The organism is Burkholderia crassaminum, assembly GCF_964265005.1.
In the GTDB taxonomy this organism is placed as follows: Bacteria; Pseudomonadota; Gammaproteobacteria; order Burkholderiales; family Burkholderiaceae; genus Burkholderia.
The window spans coordinates 3,187,962-3,205,184 of sequence record NZ_OZ183799.1 but is presented as its reverse complement, the minus strand read 5'-3'; the positions used below and the strand labels follow the sequence as shown (position 1 = coordinate 3,205,184).

Annotated in this window: 16 protein-coding genes; 14 read left to right on the top strand and 2 right to left on the bottom strand. The window is 66.1% G+C overall.

The features are described from left to right. Positions 1-78: 78 nt before the first annotated feature. The 13 genes from ACPTTF_RS14865 (at position 79) to ACPTTF_RS14805 (ending at position 15,181) form a co-directional block, all read left to right on the top strand. Positions 79-705 carry a ubiquinone biosynthesis accessory factor UbiJ gene (locus tag ACPTTF_RS14865; protein WP_423371587.1) on the top strand — a complete coding sequence of 209 codons (627 nt, stop codon included), beginning with the start codon at positions 79-81 and terminating at the stop codon, positions 703-705. 12 nt (positions 706-717) lie between these two features. Continuing rightward, a complete protein-coding gene (ubiB, locus tag ACPTTF_RS14860) occupies positions 718-2,295 on the top strand; it encodes a ubiquinone biosynthesis regulatory protein kinase UbiB (RefSeq protein ID WP_423371586.1) in 1,578 nt (525 codons plus the stop codon). A gap of 17 nt (positions 2,296-2,312) precedes the next feature. Beyond that, positions 2,313-2,945 (top strand): SAM-dependent methyltransferase, encoded by a 633-nt coding sequence (locus ACPTTF_RS14855; RefSeq protein WP_423371585.1) that lies wholly within the window; start codon positions 2,313-2,315, stop codon positions 2,943-2,945. 95 nt (positions 2,946-3,040) lie between these two features. Next, positions 3,041-3,388: an FmdB family zinc ribbon protein gene (locus ACPTTF_RS14850; protein ID WP_166963567.1), complete on the top strand. Its 348-nt coding sequence runs from the start codon at positions 3,041-3,043 to the stop codon at positions 3,386-3,388. A gap of 61 nt (positions 3,389-3,449) precedes the next feature. Then, positions 3,450-4,100 (top strand): DUF502 domain-containing protein, encoded by a 651-nt coding sequence (locus tag ACPTTF_RS14845; RefSeq protein ID WP_047898998.1) that lies wholly within the window; start codon positions 3,450-3,452, stop codon positions 4,098-4,100. 67 nt (positions 4,101-4,167) lie between these two features. Next, on the top strand, positions 4,168-5,970 hold the full coding sequence (aspS, locus tag ACPTTF_RS14840; RefSeq protein ID WP_166963565.1) for an aspartate--tRNA ligase: 1,803 nt from the start codon (positions 4,168-4,170) through the stop codon (positions 5,968-5,970). A gap of 163 nt (positions 5,971-6,133) precedes the next feature. Next, positions 6,134-6,628 (top strand): dihydroneopterin triphosphate diphosphatase, encoded by a 495-nt coding sequence (gene nudB / locus ACPTTF_RS14835; protein ID WP_423371584.1) that lies wholly within the window; start codon positions 6,134-6,136, stop codon positions 6,626-6,628. Next, complete coding sequence (gene clsB, locus ACPTTF_RS14830; RefSeq protein ID WP_423371583.1) at positions 6,625-7,899, top strand: cardiolipin synthase ClsB; 1,275 nt, start codon at positions 6,625-6,627, stop codon at positions 7,897-7,899. The genes nudB and clsB overlap by 4 nt, the downstream gene beginning before the upstream one ends. Positions 7,900-8,099: 200 nt before the next feature. After that, complete coding sequence (locus ACPTTF_RS14825) at positions 8,100-8,699, top strand: TetR/AcrR family transcriptional regulator (protein ID WP_166963559.1); 600 nt, start codon at positions 8,100-8,102, stop codon at positions 8,697-8,699. Positions 8,700-8,757: 58 nt separating this feature from the next. Beyond that, positions 8,758-10,545, top strand: coding sequence for an acyl-CoA dehydrogenase C-terminal domain-containing protein (locus ACPTTF_RS14820; RefSeq protein WP_166963557.1), 1,788 nt, complete (start codon positions 8,758-8,760; stop codon positions 10,543-10,545). A gap of 113 nt (positions 10,546-10,658) precedes the next feature. Continuing rightward, positions 10,659-13,094, top strand: coding sequence for a 3-hydroxyacyl-CoA dehydrogenase/enoyl-CoA hydratase family protein (locus tag ACPTTF_RS14815; RefSeq protein WP_423371582.1), 2,436 nt, complete (start codon positions 10,659-10,661; stop codon positions 13,092-13,094). Between the two features lie 27 nt (positions 13,095-13,121). Next, on the top strand, positions 13,122-14,321 hold the full coding sequence (locus ACPTTF_RS14810) for an acetyl-CoA C-acyltransferase (protein ID WP_043190603.1): 1,200 nt from the start codon (positions 13,122-13,124) through the stop codon (positions 14,319-14,321). 92 nt (positions 14,322-14,413) lie between these two features. Next, positions 14,414-15,181 carry an enoyl-CoA hydratase gene (locus ACPTTF_RS14805; RefSeq protein ID WP_423371581.1) on the top strand — a complete coding sequence of 256 codons (768 nt, stop codon included), beginning with the start codon at positions 14,414-14,416 and terminating at the stop codon, positions 15,179-15,181. Positions 15,182-15,232: 51 nt separating this feature from the next. Here ACPTTF_RS14805 and fdhD read toward each other — a convergent pair whose 3' ends face one another. Next, entirely contained in the window at positions 15,233-16,075 is an 843-nt protein-coding gene (gene fdhD / locus ACPTTF_RS14800; RefSeq protein ID WP_423371580.1) for a formate dehydrogenase accessory sulfurtransferase FdhD, read from the bottom strand. Positions 16,076-16,190: 115 nt separating this feature from the next. Here fdhD and ACPTTF_RS14795 point away from each other — a divergent pair, with 115 nt between their 5' ends. Then, positions 16,191-16,673, top strand: coding sequence for a nitrate reductase associated protein (locus tag ACPTTF_RS14795; RefSeq protein WP_166963549.1), 483 nt, complete (start codon positions 16,191-16,193; stop codon positions 16,671-16,673). A 46-nt stretch (positions 16,674-16,719) separates the two neighbouring features. On the opposite strand, the gene ACPTTF_RS14790 is transcribed toward ACPTTF_RS14795, so the two are convergent. Then, positions 16,720-17,115, bottom strand: a complete 396-nt coding sequence (locus tag ACPTTF_RS14790; RefSeq protein WP_043190612.1) for an acyl-CoA thioesterase — start codon at positions 17,113-17,115, stop codon at positions 16,720-16,722. Positions 17,116-17,223: the final 108 nt, after the last annotated feature.

The following is a 17,223-nucleotide window of genomic DNA, read 5'->3' as shown; positions in this document are numbered from 1 at the left end:
GGCCTGCCATCGATCCGACGTTACAATAGAAACCCGCGTGGGCGCCCGGCCTGCGCGGGTTTTTTCTTTCCCAGCCCGATGACCTTTGCCGCCAAGCCTTTTGCTGCTGCTGTCAATCACCTGCTCGCCCGCGAATCGTGGGCGCGCGACCGCCTGATTCCGTATGCGGGCAAGACTGCCCGGATCGACGTGCCTCCCGTTACGCTCACGCTGCTGGTGCAGCCCGACGGTTATCTGTCGGCCGTCGACGCGCACGATGCGCAACAGGTCGACGTGTCGATCGCGCTCGCGGGCGACACGGTCGCCGCGTTCCTGCAGGGCGGCCAGGCGGCCGTGATGAAGCACGTGAAGATCGAGGGCGACGCGGAGTTCGCGACGCAGATCGCGAAGCTGGCCGAGCACCTGCGCTGGGAACCTGAAGAAGATCTCGCGAAGCTGGTCGGCGACGCGGCGGCATTCCGGATCGCGACGGTCGTGCGCGACGCTGGCGCGCGCGCACGACGCACCGGCCGCAATGTGCTTGATTCCGTCGCAGAATACTGGCTCGACGAAAACCCGCAAGTCGTCCGGCGCGCGTCGCTCGGCGGCTTCGATGCCGAACTGGCGCGCGCACGCGATGCGCTCGCACGGGTCGAAAAGCGGGTCGAGCGACTCGAACAAAAAATCGGCGCGCGCACGGGTTCCGGCCCGCGCGGCGCGCACTGAGGGCCGCAGGGCATGCGCATTTTCCGTTTCATCAAGATTGTTTACACCGTCATCCGCTTTGGTCTCGACGAAGTGATGCTGTCCCGGATCGACGACCGGCGCGTGAAGCTGCTGCTGCGGATCACGACGATCGGCCGCCGTTATTCCGATCCGCCTGCCGTGCGGCTGCGCCACGCGCTCGAAAGCCTCGGCCCGATCTTCGTGAAGTTCGGCCAGGTGCTGTCGACGCGCCGCGACCTGCTGTCGGTCGATTTCGCGAACGAACTCGCGAAGCTGCAGGACCAGGTGCCGCCGTTCGAATCGGCAGTCGCGATCGGGATCATCGAGAAGTCGCTCGGTGCGCCGGTCGACGAGCTGTTCGACGAATTCGAGCGCGAGCCGGTCGCGAGCGCGTCGATCGCGCAGGTGCATTTCGCGAAGCTCAAGCAGGGCGTGCACGCGGGCAAGGCCGTCGCCGTCAAGGTGCTGCGCCCGAACATGCTGTCCGTGATCGACTCCGACCTCGCGCTGATGCGCGACATCGCGATCTGGACCGAGCGCATGTGGGCCGACGGCCGCCGCCTGAAGCCGCGCGAGGTCGTCGCCGAATTCGACAAGTATCTGCACGACGAGCTCGACCTGATGCGCGAGGCCGCCAACGGCAGCCAGTTGCGCCGCAACTTCGCGGGCCTCGACCTGCTGCTCGTGCCCGAGATGTTCTGGGATTTCTCGACGTCGCAGGTGCTCGTGATGGAGCGCATGACCGGCGTGCCGATCAGCCAGGTCGAGACGCTGCGTTCGGCCGGTGTCGACATCAAGAAGCTCGCGCGCGAAGGCGTCGAGATCTTCTTCACGCAGGTGTTCCGCGACGGCTTCTTCCATGCGGACATGCACCCGGGCAACATCCAGGTGAGCCTCGATCCGAGCACCTTCGGCCGCTACGTCGCGCTCGACTTCGGGATCGTCGGTGCGCTGTCCGATTTCGACAAGAACTACCTCGCGCAGAACTTCCTCGCATTCTTCAAGCGCGACTACCACCGCGTCGCGACGCTTCACCTCGAATCGGGCTGGGTGCCGCCCGAGACGCGCGTCGAGGAACTCGAAAGCGCGATCCGCGCGGTGTGCGAGCCGTATTTCGACCGTGCGCTGAAAGATATTTCGCTCGGCCAGGTGCTGATGCGCCTGTTCTCGACGTCGCGCCGCTTCAACGTCGAGATCCAGCCGCAGCTCGTGCTGCTGCAGAAGACGATGCTGAACGTCGAGGGACTCGGCCGCTCGCTCGACCCCGAACTCGACCTGTGGAAGACCGCGAAGCCGTACCTCGAGCGCTGGATGACCGAGCAGATCGGCCTGCGCGGCTGGTACGAGCGCTTCAAGGTCGAGGCGCCGCAGTGGAGCAAGACGCTGCCGCAGCTGCCGCGCCTGATCCATCACGCGATGGCGGCGCGCCATGACGCGCCGCGCGCGGCGAGCGAGGACCTGATGCGCCAGATTCTCGTCGAGCAGAAACGGACGAACCGGCTGATGCAGGCGTTGCTGATCTTCGGCCTCGCCGTCGGCGTCGGAGCGCTCGTCGCGCGCGTGCTGCTCGCGCTCGCGTACGGCGGATGACCGAAAGGAGCTGGGCGATGTCCGATCCGAAACAACCGAAGCCGAATGTGCCGCCCGCCGCCGATTTCGCGACGCGTGACCCCGGTGACCCATCGTTCTGGGACGAGCGTTTCGAACGGGGCGTGACGCCATGGGAATTCGGTGGCGTACCTGACGGTTTTCGTGTGTTCGCGCACCGGCTCGAGCCGTGCGCCGTGCTGATCCCCGGCTGCGGCAGTGCGCAAGAGGCCGGGTGGCTCGCGCAGGCCGGCTGGCCCGTGCGTGCGATCGATTTCGCCGCGCAGGCGGTGGCTGCCGCGAAAGCGCAACTCGGCGCGCATGCGGACGTCGTCGAGCAGGCCGATTTCTTTGCGTACCGGCCGCCGTTCGGCGTGCAGTGGGTGTACGAGCGAGCGTTCCTGTGCGCGCTGCCGCCGGCCATGCGCGCCGGCTATGCGGCACGCATGGCCGAGCTGCTGCCCGCCGACGGATTGCTGGCCGGCTATTTCTTCCTGATGGCGAAACCGAAGGGGCCGCCGTTCGGAATCGAACGTGCCGAACTCGATGCGCTGCTCACGCCGCACTTCGAACTGATCGAGGATTTGCCGGTGGCCGATTCGCTGCCCGTGTTCGAAGGGCACGAGCGCTGGCTCACATGGCGCCGCCGCTGATGCGCGGGTGTCGCGGCCATTGCCGGAGCGCGGCAGGGTTTCGGCTATAATTCAAGGTTTTGCAAGCCGTTTCCAGTTTCCGCGGGAAAAATATCATGCCGATCTACGCCTATCGATGCGAAGCGTGTGGTTTCGCGAAGGACGTGCTCCAGAAGATGAGCGACGCGCCGCTGTCGCAGTGCCCGGAATGCGGGAAGGATGCATTTCGCAAGCAGGTCACCGCTGCGGGCTTCCAGTTGAAGGGCTCGGGGTGGTATGTCACCGATTTCCGCGGTGGTTCGGGCGGCGCAAGCGCGCCGGCGACTGCGACGGGCGATGCAGCCCCGGCCGCACCGGCGGAAGCCGCGCCTGCCGCGGCCGCGCCGGCTGCATCGAGCAGTTCCGAAAGCACGACGACGAGCGCTGCGCCCGCCCCGGCTGCAGCGCCCGCCGCCAGCAGTTGACCGTCGCGGCCCGGCCGGGCTGCGACCAACCCGCGCCGCCGGCGCGGTTCATTGACGGCAGATGATGAAAAAGACGACCCTGAAATCGGTGTTTCTGACCGGCCTGCTGGTTCTCGTCCCGCTCGCGATCACGCTGTGGGTGCTCGGTCTCATCATCGGCACGATGGACCAGACACTGCTCCTGCTGCCCGAATCGTGGCAGCCCGAGCGGCTGCTCGGCTTCCACCTGCCGGGGATCGGCGCGGTGCTGACGCTCGCGTTCATCTTCGTCGTCGGGCTGGCCACGCGGAACTTCATCGGTCAGAAGCTCGTCACGTGGTGGAACGCCGTGGTGCGTCACATCCCGGTGGTCGGGCCGATCTACACGAGCGTCAAGCAGGTGTCGGACACGCTGCTGTCGAGCAGCGGCAACGCGTTCCGCAAGGCGCTGCTGATCGAATACCCGCGTCGCGGCTCGTATACGATCGCGTTTCTGACCGGCACGCCGGGCGGCGACGTGCTCAATCATCTGACGGAAGAATACGTGAGCGTCTATATTCCGACGACACCGAACCCGACGTCGGGCTTCTTCCTGATGCTGCCGAAGAGCGAAGTCATCGAACTCGACATGTCGGTCGATGCCGCGCTGAAGTACATCGTCTCGATGGGCGTCGTGGCGCCCCCGGCGCCGGCTCCGGCGCCCGCCCGCCGCCCCGTCGAGCCGCCGCTGTAAGTAAAGAATCATCGCCCGGGCCGCGCGTTGCGGCGCCCGTTGATCAAACCGAACGAAAGCAAACATCATGTCGATGCGTACTGAATACTGCGGTCTCGTGACCGAACACCTGCTGGGCCAAACCGTGTCGCTGTGCGGCTGGGTGCAGCGCCGCCGCGATCACGGCGGTGTGATCTTCATCGACCTGCGCGATCGTGAAGGCCTCGTGCAGGTGGTGTGCGACCCGGATCGCGCGGAAATGTTCGCGACCGCCGAAGGCGTGCGCAACGAGTTCTGCGTGCAGATCAAGGGCCTCGTGCGCAACCGTCCGGAAGGCACGGTCAACGCCGGCCTGAAGAGCGGCAAGATCGAAGTGCTGTGCCACGAACTGAACGTGCTGAACGCGTCGGTCACGCCGCCGTTCCAGCTCGACGACGACAACCTGTCGGAGACGACGCGCCTCACGCACCGCGTGCTCGACCTGCGCCGTCCGCAGATGCAGCACAACCTGCGCCTGCGCTACCGCGTCGCGATCGAGGCGCGCAAGTACCTCGACGAGCAGGGCTTCATCGACATCGAAACGCCGATGCTCACGAAGAGCACGCCGGAAGGCGCGCGCGACTACCTCGTGCCGTCGCGCGTGAACGCCGGCCAGTTCTTCGCGCTGCCGCAGTCGCCGCAGCTGTTCAAGCAGCTGCTGATGGTCGCGAACTTCGACCGTTACTACCAAATCACCAAGTGCTTCCGCGACGAAGACCTTCGCGCCGACCGTCAGCCGGAATTCACGCAGATCGACTGCGAGACGTCGTTCCTCGGCGAGCAGGAAATCCGTGACCTGTTCGAAGACATGATCCGTCACATCTTCAAGACGACGATCGACGTCGAGCTCGACGCGAAATTCCCGGTGATGCCGTATTCGGAAGCGATGGCGCGTTTCGGTTCGGACAAGCCGGACCTGCGCGTGCAGCTCGAATTCACCGAGCTGACCGACGCGATGAAGGACGTCGACTTCAAGGTGTTCAGCACGCCGGCCAACGCGAAGGACGGCCGTGTCGCGGCGCTGCGCGTGCCGAAGGGCAGCGAGCTGTCGCGTGGCGACATCGACGGCTACACCGAATTCGTGCGCATCTATGGCGCGAAGGGCCTCGCATGGATCAAGGTCAACGAGAAGGCGAAGGGTCGTGACGGCCTGCAGAGCCCGATCGTCAAGAACCTGCACGACGCATCGATCGCGGCGATCCTCGAGCGCACGGGCGCAGAAGACGGCGACATCATCTTCTTCGCGGCCGACCGCGCGAAGGTCGTCAACGACAGCCTCGGCGCGCTGCGCCTGAAGATCGGTCATTCGGAATTCGGCAAGGCGAACGGTCTCGTCCAGGCCGGCTGGAAGCCGCTGTGGGTCGTCGACTTCCCGATGTTCGAATACGACGACGAAGATGCACGCTACGTGGCCGCGCACCACCCGTTCACGAGCCCGAAGGACGAGCACCTCGAGTACCTCGAGACCGACCCGGGCCGCTGCCTCGCAAAGGCATACGACATGGTGCTGAACGGCTGGGAAATCGGCGGCGGCTCGGTGCGTATCTACCAGGAGGAAGTGCAGAGCAAGGTGTTCCGCGCACTGAAGATCGGCGCGGAAGAGGCTCAGCTGAAGTTCGGCTTCCTGCTGGACGCGCTGCAGTACGGCGCGCCGCCGCATGGCGGTATCGCATTCGGTCTCGACCGCATCGTCACGATGATGGCCGGCGCCGATTCGATCCGCGACGTGATCGCGTTCCCGAAGACGCAGCGTGCGCAGGATCTGCTCACGCAAGCGCCGAGCCCGGTCGACGAGCGTCAGCTGCGCGAACTGCACATCCGCCTGCGTCAGCCGGAACAGCCGAAGGCGTAACGCGCCTCTCGCAAAACCGGTCGTGTGTGCGGCGACGCGCACACGGTACCCACGAAAAAGGCGCTGCGATGCGCCTTTTTCGTTTTTTGCGGTACAGTCGCAGCACTTGCCGCCCGTTCGGAGCCTGTGCCCGGCGCGCGGCCCTGTGCTGCATGAAACAAAGATGACGAAGCCGCCGAAAATTCCCGAATCCGTTCTTGTCGTGATCTACACGCCCGACCTCGATGTGCTCGTGATCAAGCGTGCCGACCAGCCCGATTTCTGGCAATCGGTGACCGGCTCGAAGGACGCGCTCGACGAGCCGCTCGCGCTCACCGCCGCGCGCGAAGTGGCCGAGGAAACCGGCATCGCGATCGGCACGGCGGACGTGCCGGCCAGTGCGCTCGTCGACTGGCGCCACCGGATCGAATACACGATCTATCCGCAATACCTGCACCGCTATGCACCGGGCGTCACGCGCAACACCGAGCACTGGTTCGGGCTGTGCGTGCCGCATCGCGTCAGCGTGACGCTCTCGCCGCGCGAGCATGTCGACCATGCGTGGCTGCCGTTCCGCGAGGCGGCCGCGCGCTGCTTCTCGCCGTCGAATGCCGAGGCGATCCTGCAATTGCCCGCGCGCGTGGCACTCTCGCGCGCGCCGCACGGCTCGTCCGCATGACGGCGGAAGCCCGCAAGCGCTTCGCGCAATTGCGGCAGATGTTCCTGCAGGAACGCGGTTCCGCGTCGCGGCTCGCCTTCACGTCGGGCAACACCGTGCGGCTGTGCGAGGGCGGCGGCGCATTCTTCCGGGCACTGATCGAGCGGATCGATGCCGCCCGCGAGCAGGTGATGCTCGAAACCTACATCTTCTGCGACGACGCGGCCGGCCGGCCGGTGTCGGACGCACTGATCCGCGCCGTGCAGCGCGGCGTGCGCGTGCGCGTGATCACCGACGGCATCGGCACCGCACGCCTGCCGTTGTTCGACACGTGGGTGGCGGCCGGCGTCGAGCACTGCATCTACAACCGTTTCCTGTTCGGCCGTTTCGGTTTCTCGCGCACGCATCGCAAGCTCGCGGTGATCGATCACGCGGTCGCGTTCTGCGGCGGCATCAACATCATCGACGACTACGCGCAGAACGGTACGACGCTGCCGTTTCCGCGCTGGGATTTCGCGGTCGAGATGGCGGGGCCCGCGGTATCCGACGTGCGCGCCGCATTCGAGTTGCAGTGGCACCGGATCATGTTTGGCCACAAGCCGTATGCGCAATACGCGGCCGGGCTGCATGGCGGGGAAGCGTTCCCCGACATGTTCCGGCGCTGGATGCGCAGCCATCGGTGGGTCAAGGCCGGCGCGCTGCGGGTCGTGACGGAGGCGAGCGTCGCGTTCGTCGCGCGCGACAACGTCGTGAACCGCCGCGCGATCGAGAAGGCGTATCTCGCGGCGATCGGCCAGGCGCGCCAGCGGATTCTGCTTGCCAATCCGTACTTCATGCCGGGGCGCAAGCTGCGCCGTGCGCTGACGGGCGCCGCGCGGCGCGGCGTCGACGTGCGGATCCTGATCGGCCGCAAGGAGTTCGCGGCGCTCGATACGGCCGTGCCGTTCCTGTATCACGCGCTGCTGCGCGCGGGCGTGCGTGTGGCCGAGTACGACAAGACGATGCTGCACGGCAAGGTGGCCGTGATCGACGACAACTGGGCGACGGTCGGCTCGTCGAACCTGGACGCGCTGAGCCTGATGTTGAACAATGAGGCGAATGTCGTGCTGGTGCGCTACGATGCTGTGACGAACGAACTGCGCGACGCGATCGCGGCCGCGTTCGCCGACGGCCGGGAAATCGACCCCGCCCGGTTCGCTGCGCGCCCGCGCATCGAACGCATGCTGAACTGGCTCGCCTATACGGCGTATCGCGTCGTGATGAAGGCGCTGACGGTCGGCGGTTACGACTGACGCAGACTAAGCATTCGCTTCAAAATATCTGTCCGCACGTTCGTGCGGAAAAGCCGCTCCGGTCCCGCCGGAATCGCGCAAAATAGCGGCTCGGTTAGACACCGGTTTCTAATAATTTCCTTGTTTCGCGAGCGGCCGCACTCAATAATAGTACGGCCGTTCGATTTTATTCGAACCCCCGAACGGTTACAGAAATAGCTATGCGAAAAGGCGAACAGACGCGTGCCGCGATACTTGAAGCTGCTTTGGACCTCGCCAGCCGTGACGGGCTGGAGGGGCTGACGATCGGCCTGTTGGCCGAACGCATGCAGATGAGCAAGAGCGGTGTGTTCGCGCACTTCGGATCGCGTGAAGACCTGCAGGTCGAGGTCGTCCGCGAGTATCACCATCGTTTCGAAAACGAGGTGTTCTTTCCGAGCCTGCGCGAGTCGCGAGGCTTGCCGCGCCTTCGGGCGATGCTGGCCCGCTGGACGGAGAAGCGCATCCAGGAGGTGACGACCGGATGCATCTACATCAGCGGTGCCGTCGAGTACGACGACCGGCCTGACAGCCCCGTGCGCGAGCAGTTGATCGCAAGCGTGACGGCCTGGCGTGCCGCGATGCTGCGTGCCATTTCGCAGGCGAAAGAAGAAGGCCATCTGCGTGCGGATACGGATCCGGACCTGATGCTCTTCGAGTTGTACAGCTTCACGCTCGGCCTGCATCACGACGCCCGCTTCCTGCATTCGCCGGACGCCGTGCGCCTCACGTGGGCCGCGCTGGAAAAGACGATTGTTTCGTATCAGAGCGAGAGCCGTTAGCGGCGCGTGATCCGCCCGCCAGGAGCTCGAGCCGTTTTGCCCACCTTTGGAGAGAGTCATGGGACAGTACGCCGCGCCGCTGCGCGACATGCAATTCGTGTTGCACGAGCTTCTGAACGTCGAAGCCGAAGTCAAGCAAATGCCCAAGCATGCGGACCTCGACGCCGACACGATCAACCAGGTCCTCGAGGAAGCGGGCAAGTTCTGCTCCGAGGTACTGTTCCCGCTGAACCAGGTCGGCGACCGCGAAGGTTGCACGTATGAAGGCGACGGCGTCGTGAAGACCCCGACCGGCTTCAAGGAGGCCTACCAGCAATACGTCGAGGCCGGCTGGCCGGCGCTCGGCTGCGATCCGGACTACGGCGGCCAGGGCCTGCCCGCGTTCGTGAACAACGCGCTCTACGAAATGCTGAACTCGGCGAACCAGGCATGGACGATGTATCCGGGCCTGTCGCACGGCGCCTACGAATGCCTGCACGCGCACGGCGCGCCGGAACTCCAGAAGCAATACCTGCCGAAGCTCGTGTCGGGCGAATGGACGGGCACGATGTGCCTGACCGAGCCGCATTGCGGCACCGACCTCGGCATCCTGCGCACCAAGGCTGAACCCAACGGCGACGGCTCGTACTCGATCAGCGGCACGAAGATCTTCATCTCGAGCGGCGAGCACGACATGTCGAAGAACATCATCCACCTCGTGCTCGCGCGCCTGCCGGACGCGCCGCAAGGCACGAAGGGGATCTCGCTGTTCATCGTGCCGAAGTTCGTCCCGGACGCCGCGGGCGAGCCGGGCGAGCGCAACGGCATCAAGTGCGGCTCGATCGAGCACAAGATGGGCATCCACGGCAACTCGACGTGCGTGATGAACCTCGACGGCGCGAAGGGCTGGATGGTCGGCGAGCCGAACAAGGGCTTGAACGCGATGTTCGTGATGATGAATGCCGCGCGTCTCGGCGTCGGCATGCAGGGCCTCGGCCTCACGGAAGTCGCGTACCAGAACTCGCTCACGTACGCGAAGGAGCGCCTGCAGATGCGCTCGCTGACGGGCCCGAAGGCACCGGACAAGCCGGCCGATCCGATCATCGTGCACCCGGACGTGCGTCGCATGCTGCTCACGCAGAAGGCCTATGCCGAAGGCGCGCGCGCGTTCACGTACTGGTCCGCGCTGCAGATCGACAAGGAGCTGTCGCACGGTGACGAAGCGGTGCGCAAGGAAGCGGCCGATCTGGTCGCGCTGCTCACGCCGATCATCAAGGCGTTCCTGACCGACAACGCGTTCGAGTCGACCAACCACGCGATGCAGATCTACGGCGGCCACGGCTTCATCTCCGAGTGGGGCATGGAGCAGTACGTGCGCGACGCGCGGATCAACATGATCTACGAAGGCACGAACTCGATCCAGTCGCTCGACCTGCTCGGCCGCAAGGTGCTCGGCGACATGGGCGCGAAGCTGAAGAAGTTCGGCAAGCTCGTGACGGAATTCGCGGAAGCCGAAGGCGTGAAGCCGGAGATGGCCGAGTTCATCAACCCGCTCGCCGACATCGGCGACAAGGTGCAGAAGCTGACGATGGAAATCGGCATGAAGGCGATGCAGAACCCGGACGAAGTCGGCGCTGCCGCCGTGCCGTACCTGCGCACCGTCGGCCACCTGGTGTTCTCGTACTTCTGGGCGCGCATGGCGCGCCTCGCACTCGACAACGAAGCGTCGGGCGATCCGTTCTACAAGTCGAAGCTCGCGACGGCACGCTTCTACTTCGCGCGCCTGCTGCCCGAGACGGCGTCGACGATCCGCGCCGCGCGCGCCGGTTCGAAGACGATGATGGAAGTCGACGAATCGCTGTTCTGACGCGAGTCCGGGCGGGGCGCGATGCGCGCCGCCCGGGTCCAACGGTTCCTGGTACTCACTTCGCCGTGCAGCCTCCAACCTCCGCGCTGCACGACACTATCCGGAGACATCCCGTGAGCAATTTCCTGATTCGCAAGGTCGCCGTGCTGGGCGCCGGCGTGATGGGCGCGCAGATCGCCGCGCACCTCATCAACGCACGCGTGCCGGTGCTGCTGTTCGACCTGCCGGCCAAGGAAGGCCCGAAAAACGCGATCGCGCTGAAGGCGATCGAGAACCTGAAGAAGCTGTCGCCCGCGCCGTTCGGTGTGAAGGACGACGCGAAGTACCTCGAAGCTGCGAACTACGAAGACGACATCGCGAAGCTCGCCGAGTGCGACGTCGTGATCGAGGCGATCGCCGAGCGGATGGACTGGAAGCACGACCTGTACAAGAAGGTCGCGCCGCACATCGCACCGAACGCGATCTTCGCAACCAACACGTCGGGCCTGTCGATCACCAAGCTGTCCGAAGGTTTCTCGGACGAGCTGAAGTCGCGCTTCTGCGGCGTGCACTTCTTCAACCCGCCGCGCTACATGCACCTCGTCGAACTGATCCCGACCGCGCATACGCGCCCGGAGATCCTCGACCAGCTCGAAACCTTCCTGACGAGCATCGTCGGCAAGGGCGTCGTGCGCGCGAAGGACACGCCGAACTTCATCGCGAACCGCGTCGGCATCTTCTCGATCCTCGCGGTGATCACCGAGGCCGCGAAGTTCGGCCTGCGCTTCGACGAAGTCGACGACCTGACCGGCAGCCGCCTCGGCCGCGCGAAGTCGGCGACGTTCCGCACCGCGGACGTGGTCGGCCTCGACACGATGGCGCACGTGATCAAGACGATGCAGGACAACCTCGCCGACGATCCGTTCTTCCCGGTCTATCAGACGCCCGCCGTGCTCGCCGAACTGGTGAAGCAGGGCGCGCTCGGCCAGAAGACGGGCGGCGGTTTCTACAAGAAGGAAGGCAAGGCGATCAAGGTGCTCGACGCGAAGACGGGCACCTATGTCGACTCGGGCGCGAAGGCGGACGAAACCGTCGGCCGCATCCTGAAGCGTCCGCCGGCAGAGCGCCTGAAGCTGCTGCGTGAAACGGATCATCCGCATGCGCAGTTCCTGTGGTCGATCTTCCGCGACGTGTTCCACTACATCGGTGTGCATCTCGAGTCGATCGCCGACAACGCGCGCGACGTCGACCTCGCGATCCGCTGGGGCTTCGGCTGGAACGAAGGCCCGTTCGAAGGCTGGCAGGCTGCCGGCTGGAAGCAGGTCGCCGAATGGGTGCAGGAAGACATCGCGGCCGGCAAGGCGCTCGCGAACGTGCCGCTGCCGTCGTGGGTGCTCGAAGGCGCGGTTGCAGAGAAGGGTGGCGTGCACACGGCCGAAGGCTCGTGGGCGCCGGCTGCGCAGCGCTTCGTGCCGCGTTCGGACCTCGCGGTCTACGGCAAGCAGGTATTCCGCGCGCCGCTGTTCGGCGAAGCGGGTGCCGATCCGAAGACCTACGGCAAGACGCTGTTCGAGACCGACGCGGTGCGCGCATGGGTCGACGACCGTGCGGGTGAAGACGACGTCGTGATCGTGTCGTTCAAGTCGAAGATGAACACGATCGGGCCGAGCGTGATCGACGGCCTCGTGCAGGCGATCGAGCTCGCGGAGAAGGACTACAAGGGCGTGGTGATCTGGCAGCCGACGTCGCTGAAGCTCGGCACGCCGGGCGGCCCGTTCTCGGCCGGCGCGAACCTCGAAGAGGCGATGCCCGCGTTCATGATGGGCGGCGCGAAGGGTATCGAGCCGTTCGTGAAGAAGTTCCAGGAAGGCATGCTGCGCGTGAAGTACGCGAACGTGCCGGTCGTCGCGGCCGTGTCGGGCATCGCGCTCGGCGGCGGGTGCGAGCTGATGCTGCACAGCGCGAAGCGTGTCGTGCACGTCGAGAGCTACATCGGTCTCGTCGAAGTGGGCGTCGGCCTCGTGCCGGCGGGCGGCGGCCTGAAGGAAGCGGCGCTGCGCGCAGCGGATGCCGCGACGGCCGCGAACGCGACCACCGACATCCTGAAGTTCGTCACGAAGTCGTTCGAGAACGCGGCGATGGCGAAGGTCTCGGCGTCTGCGCACGATGCACGTGCGATGGGCTACGTGAAGCCGTCCGACACGATCGTCTTCAACGTGTTCGAACTGCTCGACACCGCGAAGAAGGAAGCGCGTGCGCTGGCCGCTACCGGCTATCGCGCACCGCTGCGCGCGAAGGACGTGCCGGTCGCAGGCCGCTCGGCGATCGCGACGATCAAGGCATCGCTCGTCAACATGCGTGACGGCCGCTTCATCAGCGACCACGACTACCTGATCGCGAGCCGCATCGCCGAAGCCGTGTGCGGCGGCGACGTCGAAGCCGGCAGCCTGGTCGACGAGCAGTGGCTGCTCGCGCTGGAGCGCCGTGCGTTCGTCGAGCTGCTCGGCACGCAGAAGACGCAGGAACGGATCATGGGCATGTTGCAGACCGGCAAGCCGGTGCGTAACTGAGCGAGCGGATAAGGCAAGGAGTCTCAAATGAGCAAACAATTGCAAGACGCATACATCGTCGCCGCCAGCCGCACGCCGATCGGCAAGGCCCCGCGCGGTGTCTTCAAGAACACGCGCCCGGACGAGCTGCTGGTCCACGCGATCAAGTCGGCGGTTGCGCAGGTGCCGGGCTTCGACACGAAGCTGATCGAAGACGCGATCATCGGCTGCGCGATTCCGGAAGCCGAGCAGGGCCTGAACGTCGCGCGCATGGGCGCGCTGCTCGCCGGCCTGCCGCAGACGGTCGGCGGCGTGACGGTCAACCGCTTCTGCGCGTCGGGCATCACCGCGCTCGCAATGGCGGCCGACCGTATCCGTGTCGGCGAATCGGACGCGATCTTCGCGGGCGGCTGCGAATCGATGAGCATGGTGCCGATGATGGGCAACAAGCCGTCGATGTCGCCGCACATCTTCGATCGCAACGAAGACTTCGGCATCGCGTACGGGATGGGCCTGACGGCCGAGCGCGTCGCCGAGCAGTGGAAGGTGAGCCGCGAAGACCAGGACGCGTTCTCGGTCGAGTCGCATCGCAAGGCACTGGCCGCGCAGCAAGCCGGCGAGTTCAACGACGAGATCGCCGCGTACACGATCACCGAGCGTTTCCCGAACCTCGCGACCGGCGAAGTCGACGTGAAGACGCGCGAGATCGCGCTCGACGAAGGTCCGCGTGCGGATACGTCGATCGAAGGCCTCGCGAAGCTGCGCACGGTGTTCGCGAACAAGGGTTCGGTCACGGCCGGCAACAGCTCGCAGACGTCGGACGGCGCGGGCGCGCTGCTCGTCGTGTCGGAGAAGGTGCTCAAGGAATTCAACCTGACGCCGCTCGCGCGCTTCGTGAGCTTCGCGGTGCGCGGCGTGCCGCCGGAAATCATGGGCATCGGCCCGAAGGAAGCGATTCCGGCCGCGCTGAAGGCCGCCGGCCTGAAGCAGGACGATCTCGACTGGATCGAGCTGAACGAAGCGTTCGCCGCGCAATCGCTGGCGGTGATGCGCGACCTCGGCCTCGACCCGTCGAAGGTCAACCCGATGGGCGGCGCGATCGCACTCGGCCACCCGCTCGGCGCGACCGGCGCGATCCGCGCGGCGACCGTCGTGCACGGCCTGCGCCGTCGTAACCTGAAGTACGGGATGGTCACGATGTGTGTCGGCACCGGCATGGGCGCCGCGGGCATCATCGAACGCCTGTAAGCAGGACGCGACGAAAAGCGACGACGGTGCGCGGGCCACGAGCTCACGCACCGTTTTTCCATTCCGGTAGAGGAAAGTCAAAGGAGACGGTTGTGGCGGAAATTCAAGTGGAACGCGCCGAAGGCGTGATGACGATCACGATCGCGCGCCCGGCGAAGAAGAATGCGCTGACGGCGGCGATGTACCAGACGATGGCCGATGCGCTCGCGGACGCGCAGGAAGACAAGGCGATCCGCGTGATCCTGCTGCGCGGCAGCGACGGCAATTTCACCGCGGGGAACGATCTCGAGGATTTCCTGAAGGCGCCGCCGAAGGACGACACCGCTCCGGTGTTCCAGTTCCTTGCGCAGATCAGCAGCGCGAGCAAGCCGATCGTGGCCGCGGTGCCGGGCCTGGCGATCGGCGTCGGCGTGACGATGCTGCTGCACTGCGATCTGGTGTACGCGGCCGACACCGCGACGTTCTCGCTGCCGTTCGCGCAGCTCGGGCTGTGTCCGGAAGCCGCGTCGAGCGTGCTGTTGCCGCGCCTGGCCGGCCATCAGGTCGCGGCCGAGAAGCTGCTGCTCGGCGAGGCGTTCGACGCGCTGGAAGCGCACCGGATCGGCATCGTCAACCGCGTGCTGCCGGCTGCCGAACTCGACGCGTTCGCAGCGAAGCAGGCGGCGAAGCTCGCGGCGCTGCCGGCGGCATCGCTGCGTGTGACGAAGGCGCTGCTGAAGGATACGGGCGGTGTGGCGACGTCCGCACGGATGGCCGAGGAAGCAGGCCACTTCGCCGCGATGCTGCGCGCGCCGGAAGCGCGCGAGGCGATGACGGCGTTCTTCGAGAAGCGCAAGCCGGATTTCCGTCAGTTCGACTGACGGAGCAGGCCGCGCCGGCGGTGGACCGCCGGCGCGCTGCCGCGGACGCGATCAGGCGGTGCCGTAGTCGACGTGGCCGGTTTCGCGGCAGAAGCTGACGAGCCGCAAGCCGGCCGCCTTCGCGATTTCGATCGCGAGCGACGACGGCGCGGAGATCGTCGCCACCAGCGGGATGCCGATCCGTGCGGCCTTGCGCACGAGCTCGTAGCTCGCGCGGCTCGACAGGAACACGAAGCCGTCGGTCGCGTCGGCGCGCGACAGCACGAGCGAGCCGATCAGCTTGTCGAGCGCATTGTGGCGGCCGACGTCCTCGAACGCCATCCGGATCGCGCCTGTTGCGTCGCACCACGCGGCCGCGTGCAGGCCGCCTGTGAGTTGCGTGAGCGCCTGGTGGGCCGGCAGTGCCTGCGCCGCGCGCGTCAGCGCGTCGGGTGCCAGGCGCGCGAGAAAGCCCGTATCGGGCACGCGTTCGGGCGCGAGGTCGAGCAGGTCGATGCTTTCGATCCCGCATACGCCGCAGCCCGTGCGCCCCGCGAGCGCGCGGCGCCGGTCCTTCAGCGCGGCGAACGCCTGCTGGACGACTTCCAGGTGGACTTCCGCATGCGGGAGCGGCGCGTCGGCGTGCAGGATCACCTCGATGTCCTTGATGTCGCTGCCGCGCGCGACGATCCCTTCCGAGATCGCGAAACCGACCGCGAACGCTTCGAGGTCGCATGGCGTACACATCATCACTGCGTGCGAGATGCCGTTGAAGACGACTGCGACGGGCCATTCCTGGCCCACGTAGTCGTGCGCGGTTTCGACGGCGCCGCCGCGCGTGCGGCGCACGGACAGTTCGATCGCGCCGCGCGGTTCGTCGCGCATGTCACCGGATTCGGTCGGATTCACGAGCACTCCCGTTGATTCAGCACGCGGTCGGCGGCAATCGTATCCGCCGCCCGCGCGCAGAGGTTCTAAAATACCTCAGGCAAGCCGGCCGCGCCGGCATCCGCCACGTCAGGTAACGATCATGGGACTCAGCGACGCTCCACTGCTATTCACCTTCGAACACGAATCGTCGGAAAACTTCACGTACATCCCGATGATCGTGCGTTTCAATCTCGACCGCTTCGGTCTGCGGATTTCGCTGGAGCAGTGGCAGCTGCTGCCGCTCGAGGACCGCAAGCTGCTCGCGCGCTTTCCGGCCGACGACGACACCGCGATCGAGCCCAACTTCGATCACGCGCTGTTCGAAATGCTGCGCACGCACGCGGATCTGGAACCATCGTGGTTCCAGCCGGACGAGCGGCCGACCTGGCGTGCCACCGACATCGTGCCGGAGTCGCTCGTGCAGCAGAGCGCGCTGGCCGGGCTGATGGCGCCCGAGCTCGCGCAGTGGCAGCGGCTCGCGCCGTTCCAGCGCTACGTGCTGGTGAAGCTGTCGCGCAAGCCGAAGCTGAACCACGATTTCCTGCCCGCGATGCGGGAGTTCGGGCTGACGGCCACGCACTGAGGTGGCCGCAGGCAGATAGAGGGCGCCGTCGTGCGGCGCTTGCCCGTCAGAGCGGCGGCAGTTGCCGCGGCTTGCGGTCGGGGCCGGTCGCGACGTAGGTGAGCGTCGCTTCGGTGACCTTCACGACTTCACCCATCAGGCGCATGCGCTGGGCGTACACCTCGACGTCGACCGTGATCGACGTGTTGCCGGTGCGCGTGATGGTCGCGTAGAAGCTCAGCAGATCGCCGACGAACACCGGCTGCTTGAATACGAACGAGTTGACCGCGACCGTCGCGACGCGGCCGTTCGCGCGCTGGCTCGCGGGGATCGAGCCGGCGATGTCGACCTGCGACATGATCCAGCCGCCGAACACGTCGCCGTGGACGTTCGCGTCGTGCGGTTGCGGGACGACGCGCAGCGCGGGCTGCTTTTGCGGGAGGTCGAGGGTCGAATCGGTCATGGCGGGGCTTTCATCCTGTAATAAACATGCCGCCTTGCGCAGTCCGGCCGGCGAAGGCGCCGGCAGCGGCGCGAAGCGGCTTCTGCGACAATACAACGTTCGCAAATT

What these genes read in the sequence shown, in the direction of transcription:
- ACPTTF_RS14845 (WP_047898998.1), top strand. Translation starts at nt 3,450, where the DNA reads ATGATGAAAAAGACGACCCTGAAATCGGTGTTTCTGACCGGCCTGCTG.
- ACPTTF_RS14855 (WP_423371585.1), top strand. Translation starts at nt 2,313, where the DNA reads ATGTCCGATCCGAAACAACCGAAGCCGAATGTGCCGCCCGCCGCCGAT.
- ACPTTF_RS14825 (WP_166963559.1), top strand. Translation starts at nt 8,100, where the DNA reads ATGCGAAAAGGCGAACAGACGCGTGCCGCGATACTTGAAGCTGCTTTG.
- nudB (WP_423371584.1), top strand. Translation starts at nt 6,134, where the DNA reads ATGACGAAGCCGCCGAAAATTCCCGAATCCGTTCTTGTCGTGATCTAC.
- ACPTTF_RS14865 (WP_423371587.1), top strand. Translation starts at nt 79, where the DNA reads ATGACCTTTGCCGCCAAGCCTTTTGCTGCTGCTGTCAATCACCTGCTC.
- ACPTTF_RS14820 (WP_166963557.1), top strand. Translation starts at nt 8,758, where the DNA reads ATGGGACAGTACGCCGCGCCGCTGCGCGACATGCAATTCGTGTTGCAC.
- ACPTTF_RS14850 (WP_166963567.1), top strand. Translation starts at nt 3,041, where the DNA reads ATGCCGATCTACGCCTATCGATGCGAAGCGTGTGGTTTCGCGAAGGAC.
- ACPTTF_RS14790 (WP_043190612.1), bottom strand. Translation starts at nt 17,115, where the DNA reads ATGACCGATTCGACCCTCGACCTCCCGCAAAAGCAGCCCGCGCTGCGC.
- ACPTTF_RS14810 (WP_043190603.1), top strand. Translation starts at nt 13,122, where the DNA reads ATGAGCAAACAATTGCAAGACGCATACATCGTCGCCGCCAGCCGCACG.
- ACPTTF_RS14795 (WP_166963549.1), top strand. Translation starts at nt 16,191, where the DNA reads ATGGGACTCAGCGACGCTCCACTGCTATTCACCTTCGAACACGAATCG.
- ubiB (WP_423371586.1), top strand. Translation starts at nt 718, where the DNA reads ATGCGCATTTTCCGTTTCATCAAGATTGTTTACACCGTCATCCGCTTT.
- aspS (WP_166963565.1), top strand. Translation starts at nt 4,168, where the DNA reads ATGTCGATGCGTACTGAATACTGCGGTCTCGTGACCGAACACCTGCTG.
- clsB (WP_423371583.1), top strand. Translation starts at nt 6,625, where the DNA reads ATGACGGCGGAAGCCCGCAAGCGCTTCGCGCAATTGCGGCAGATGTTC.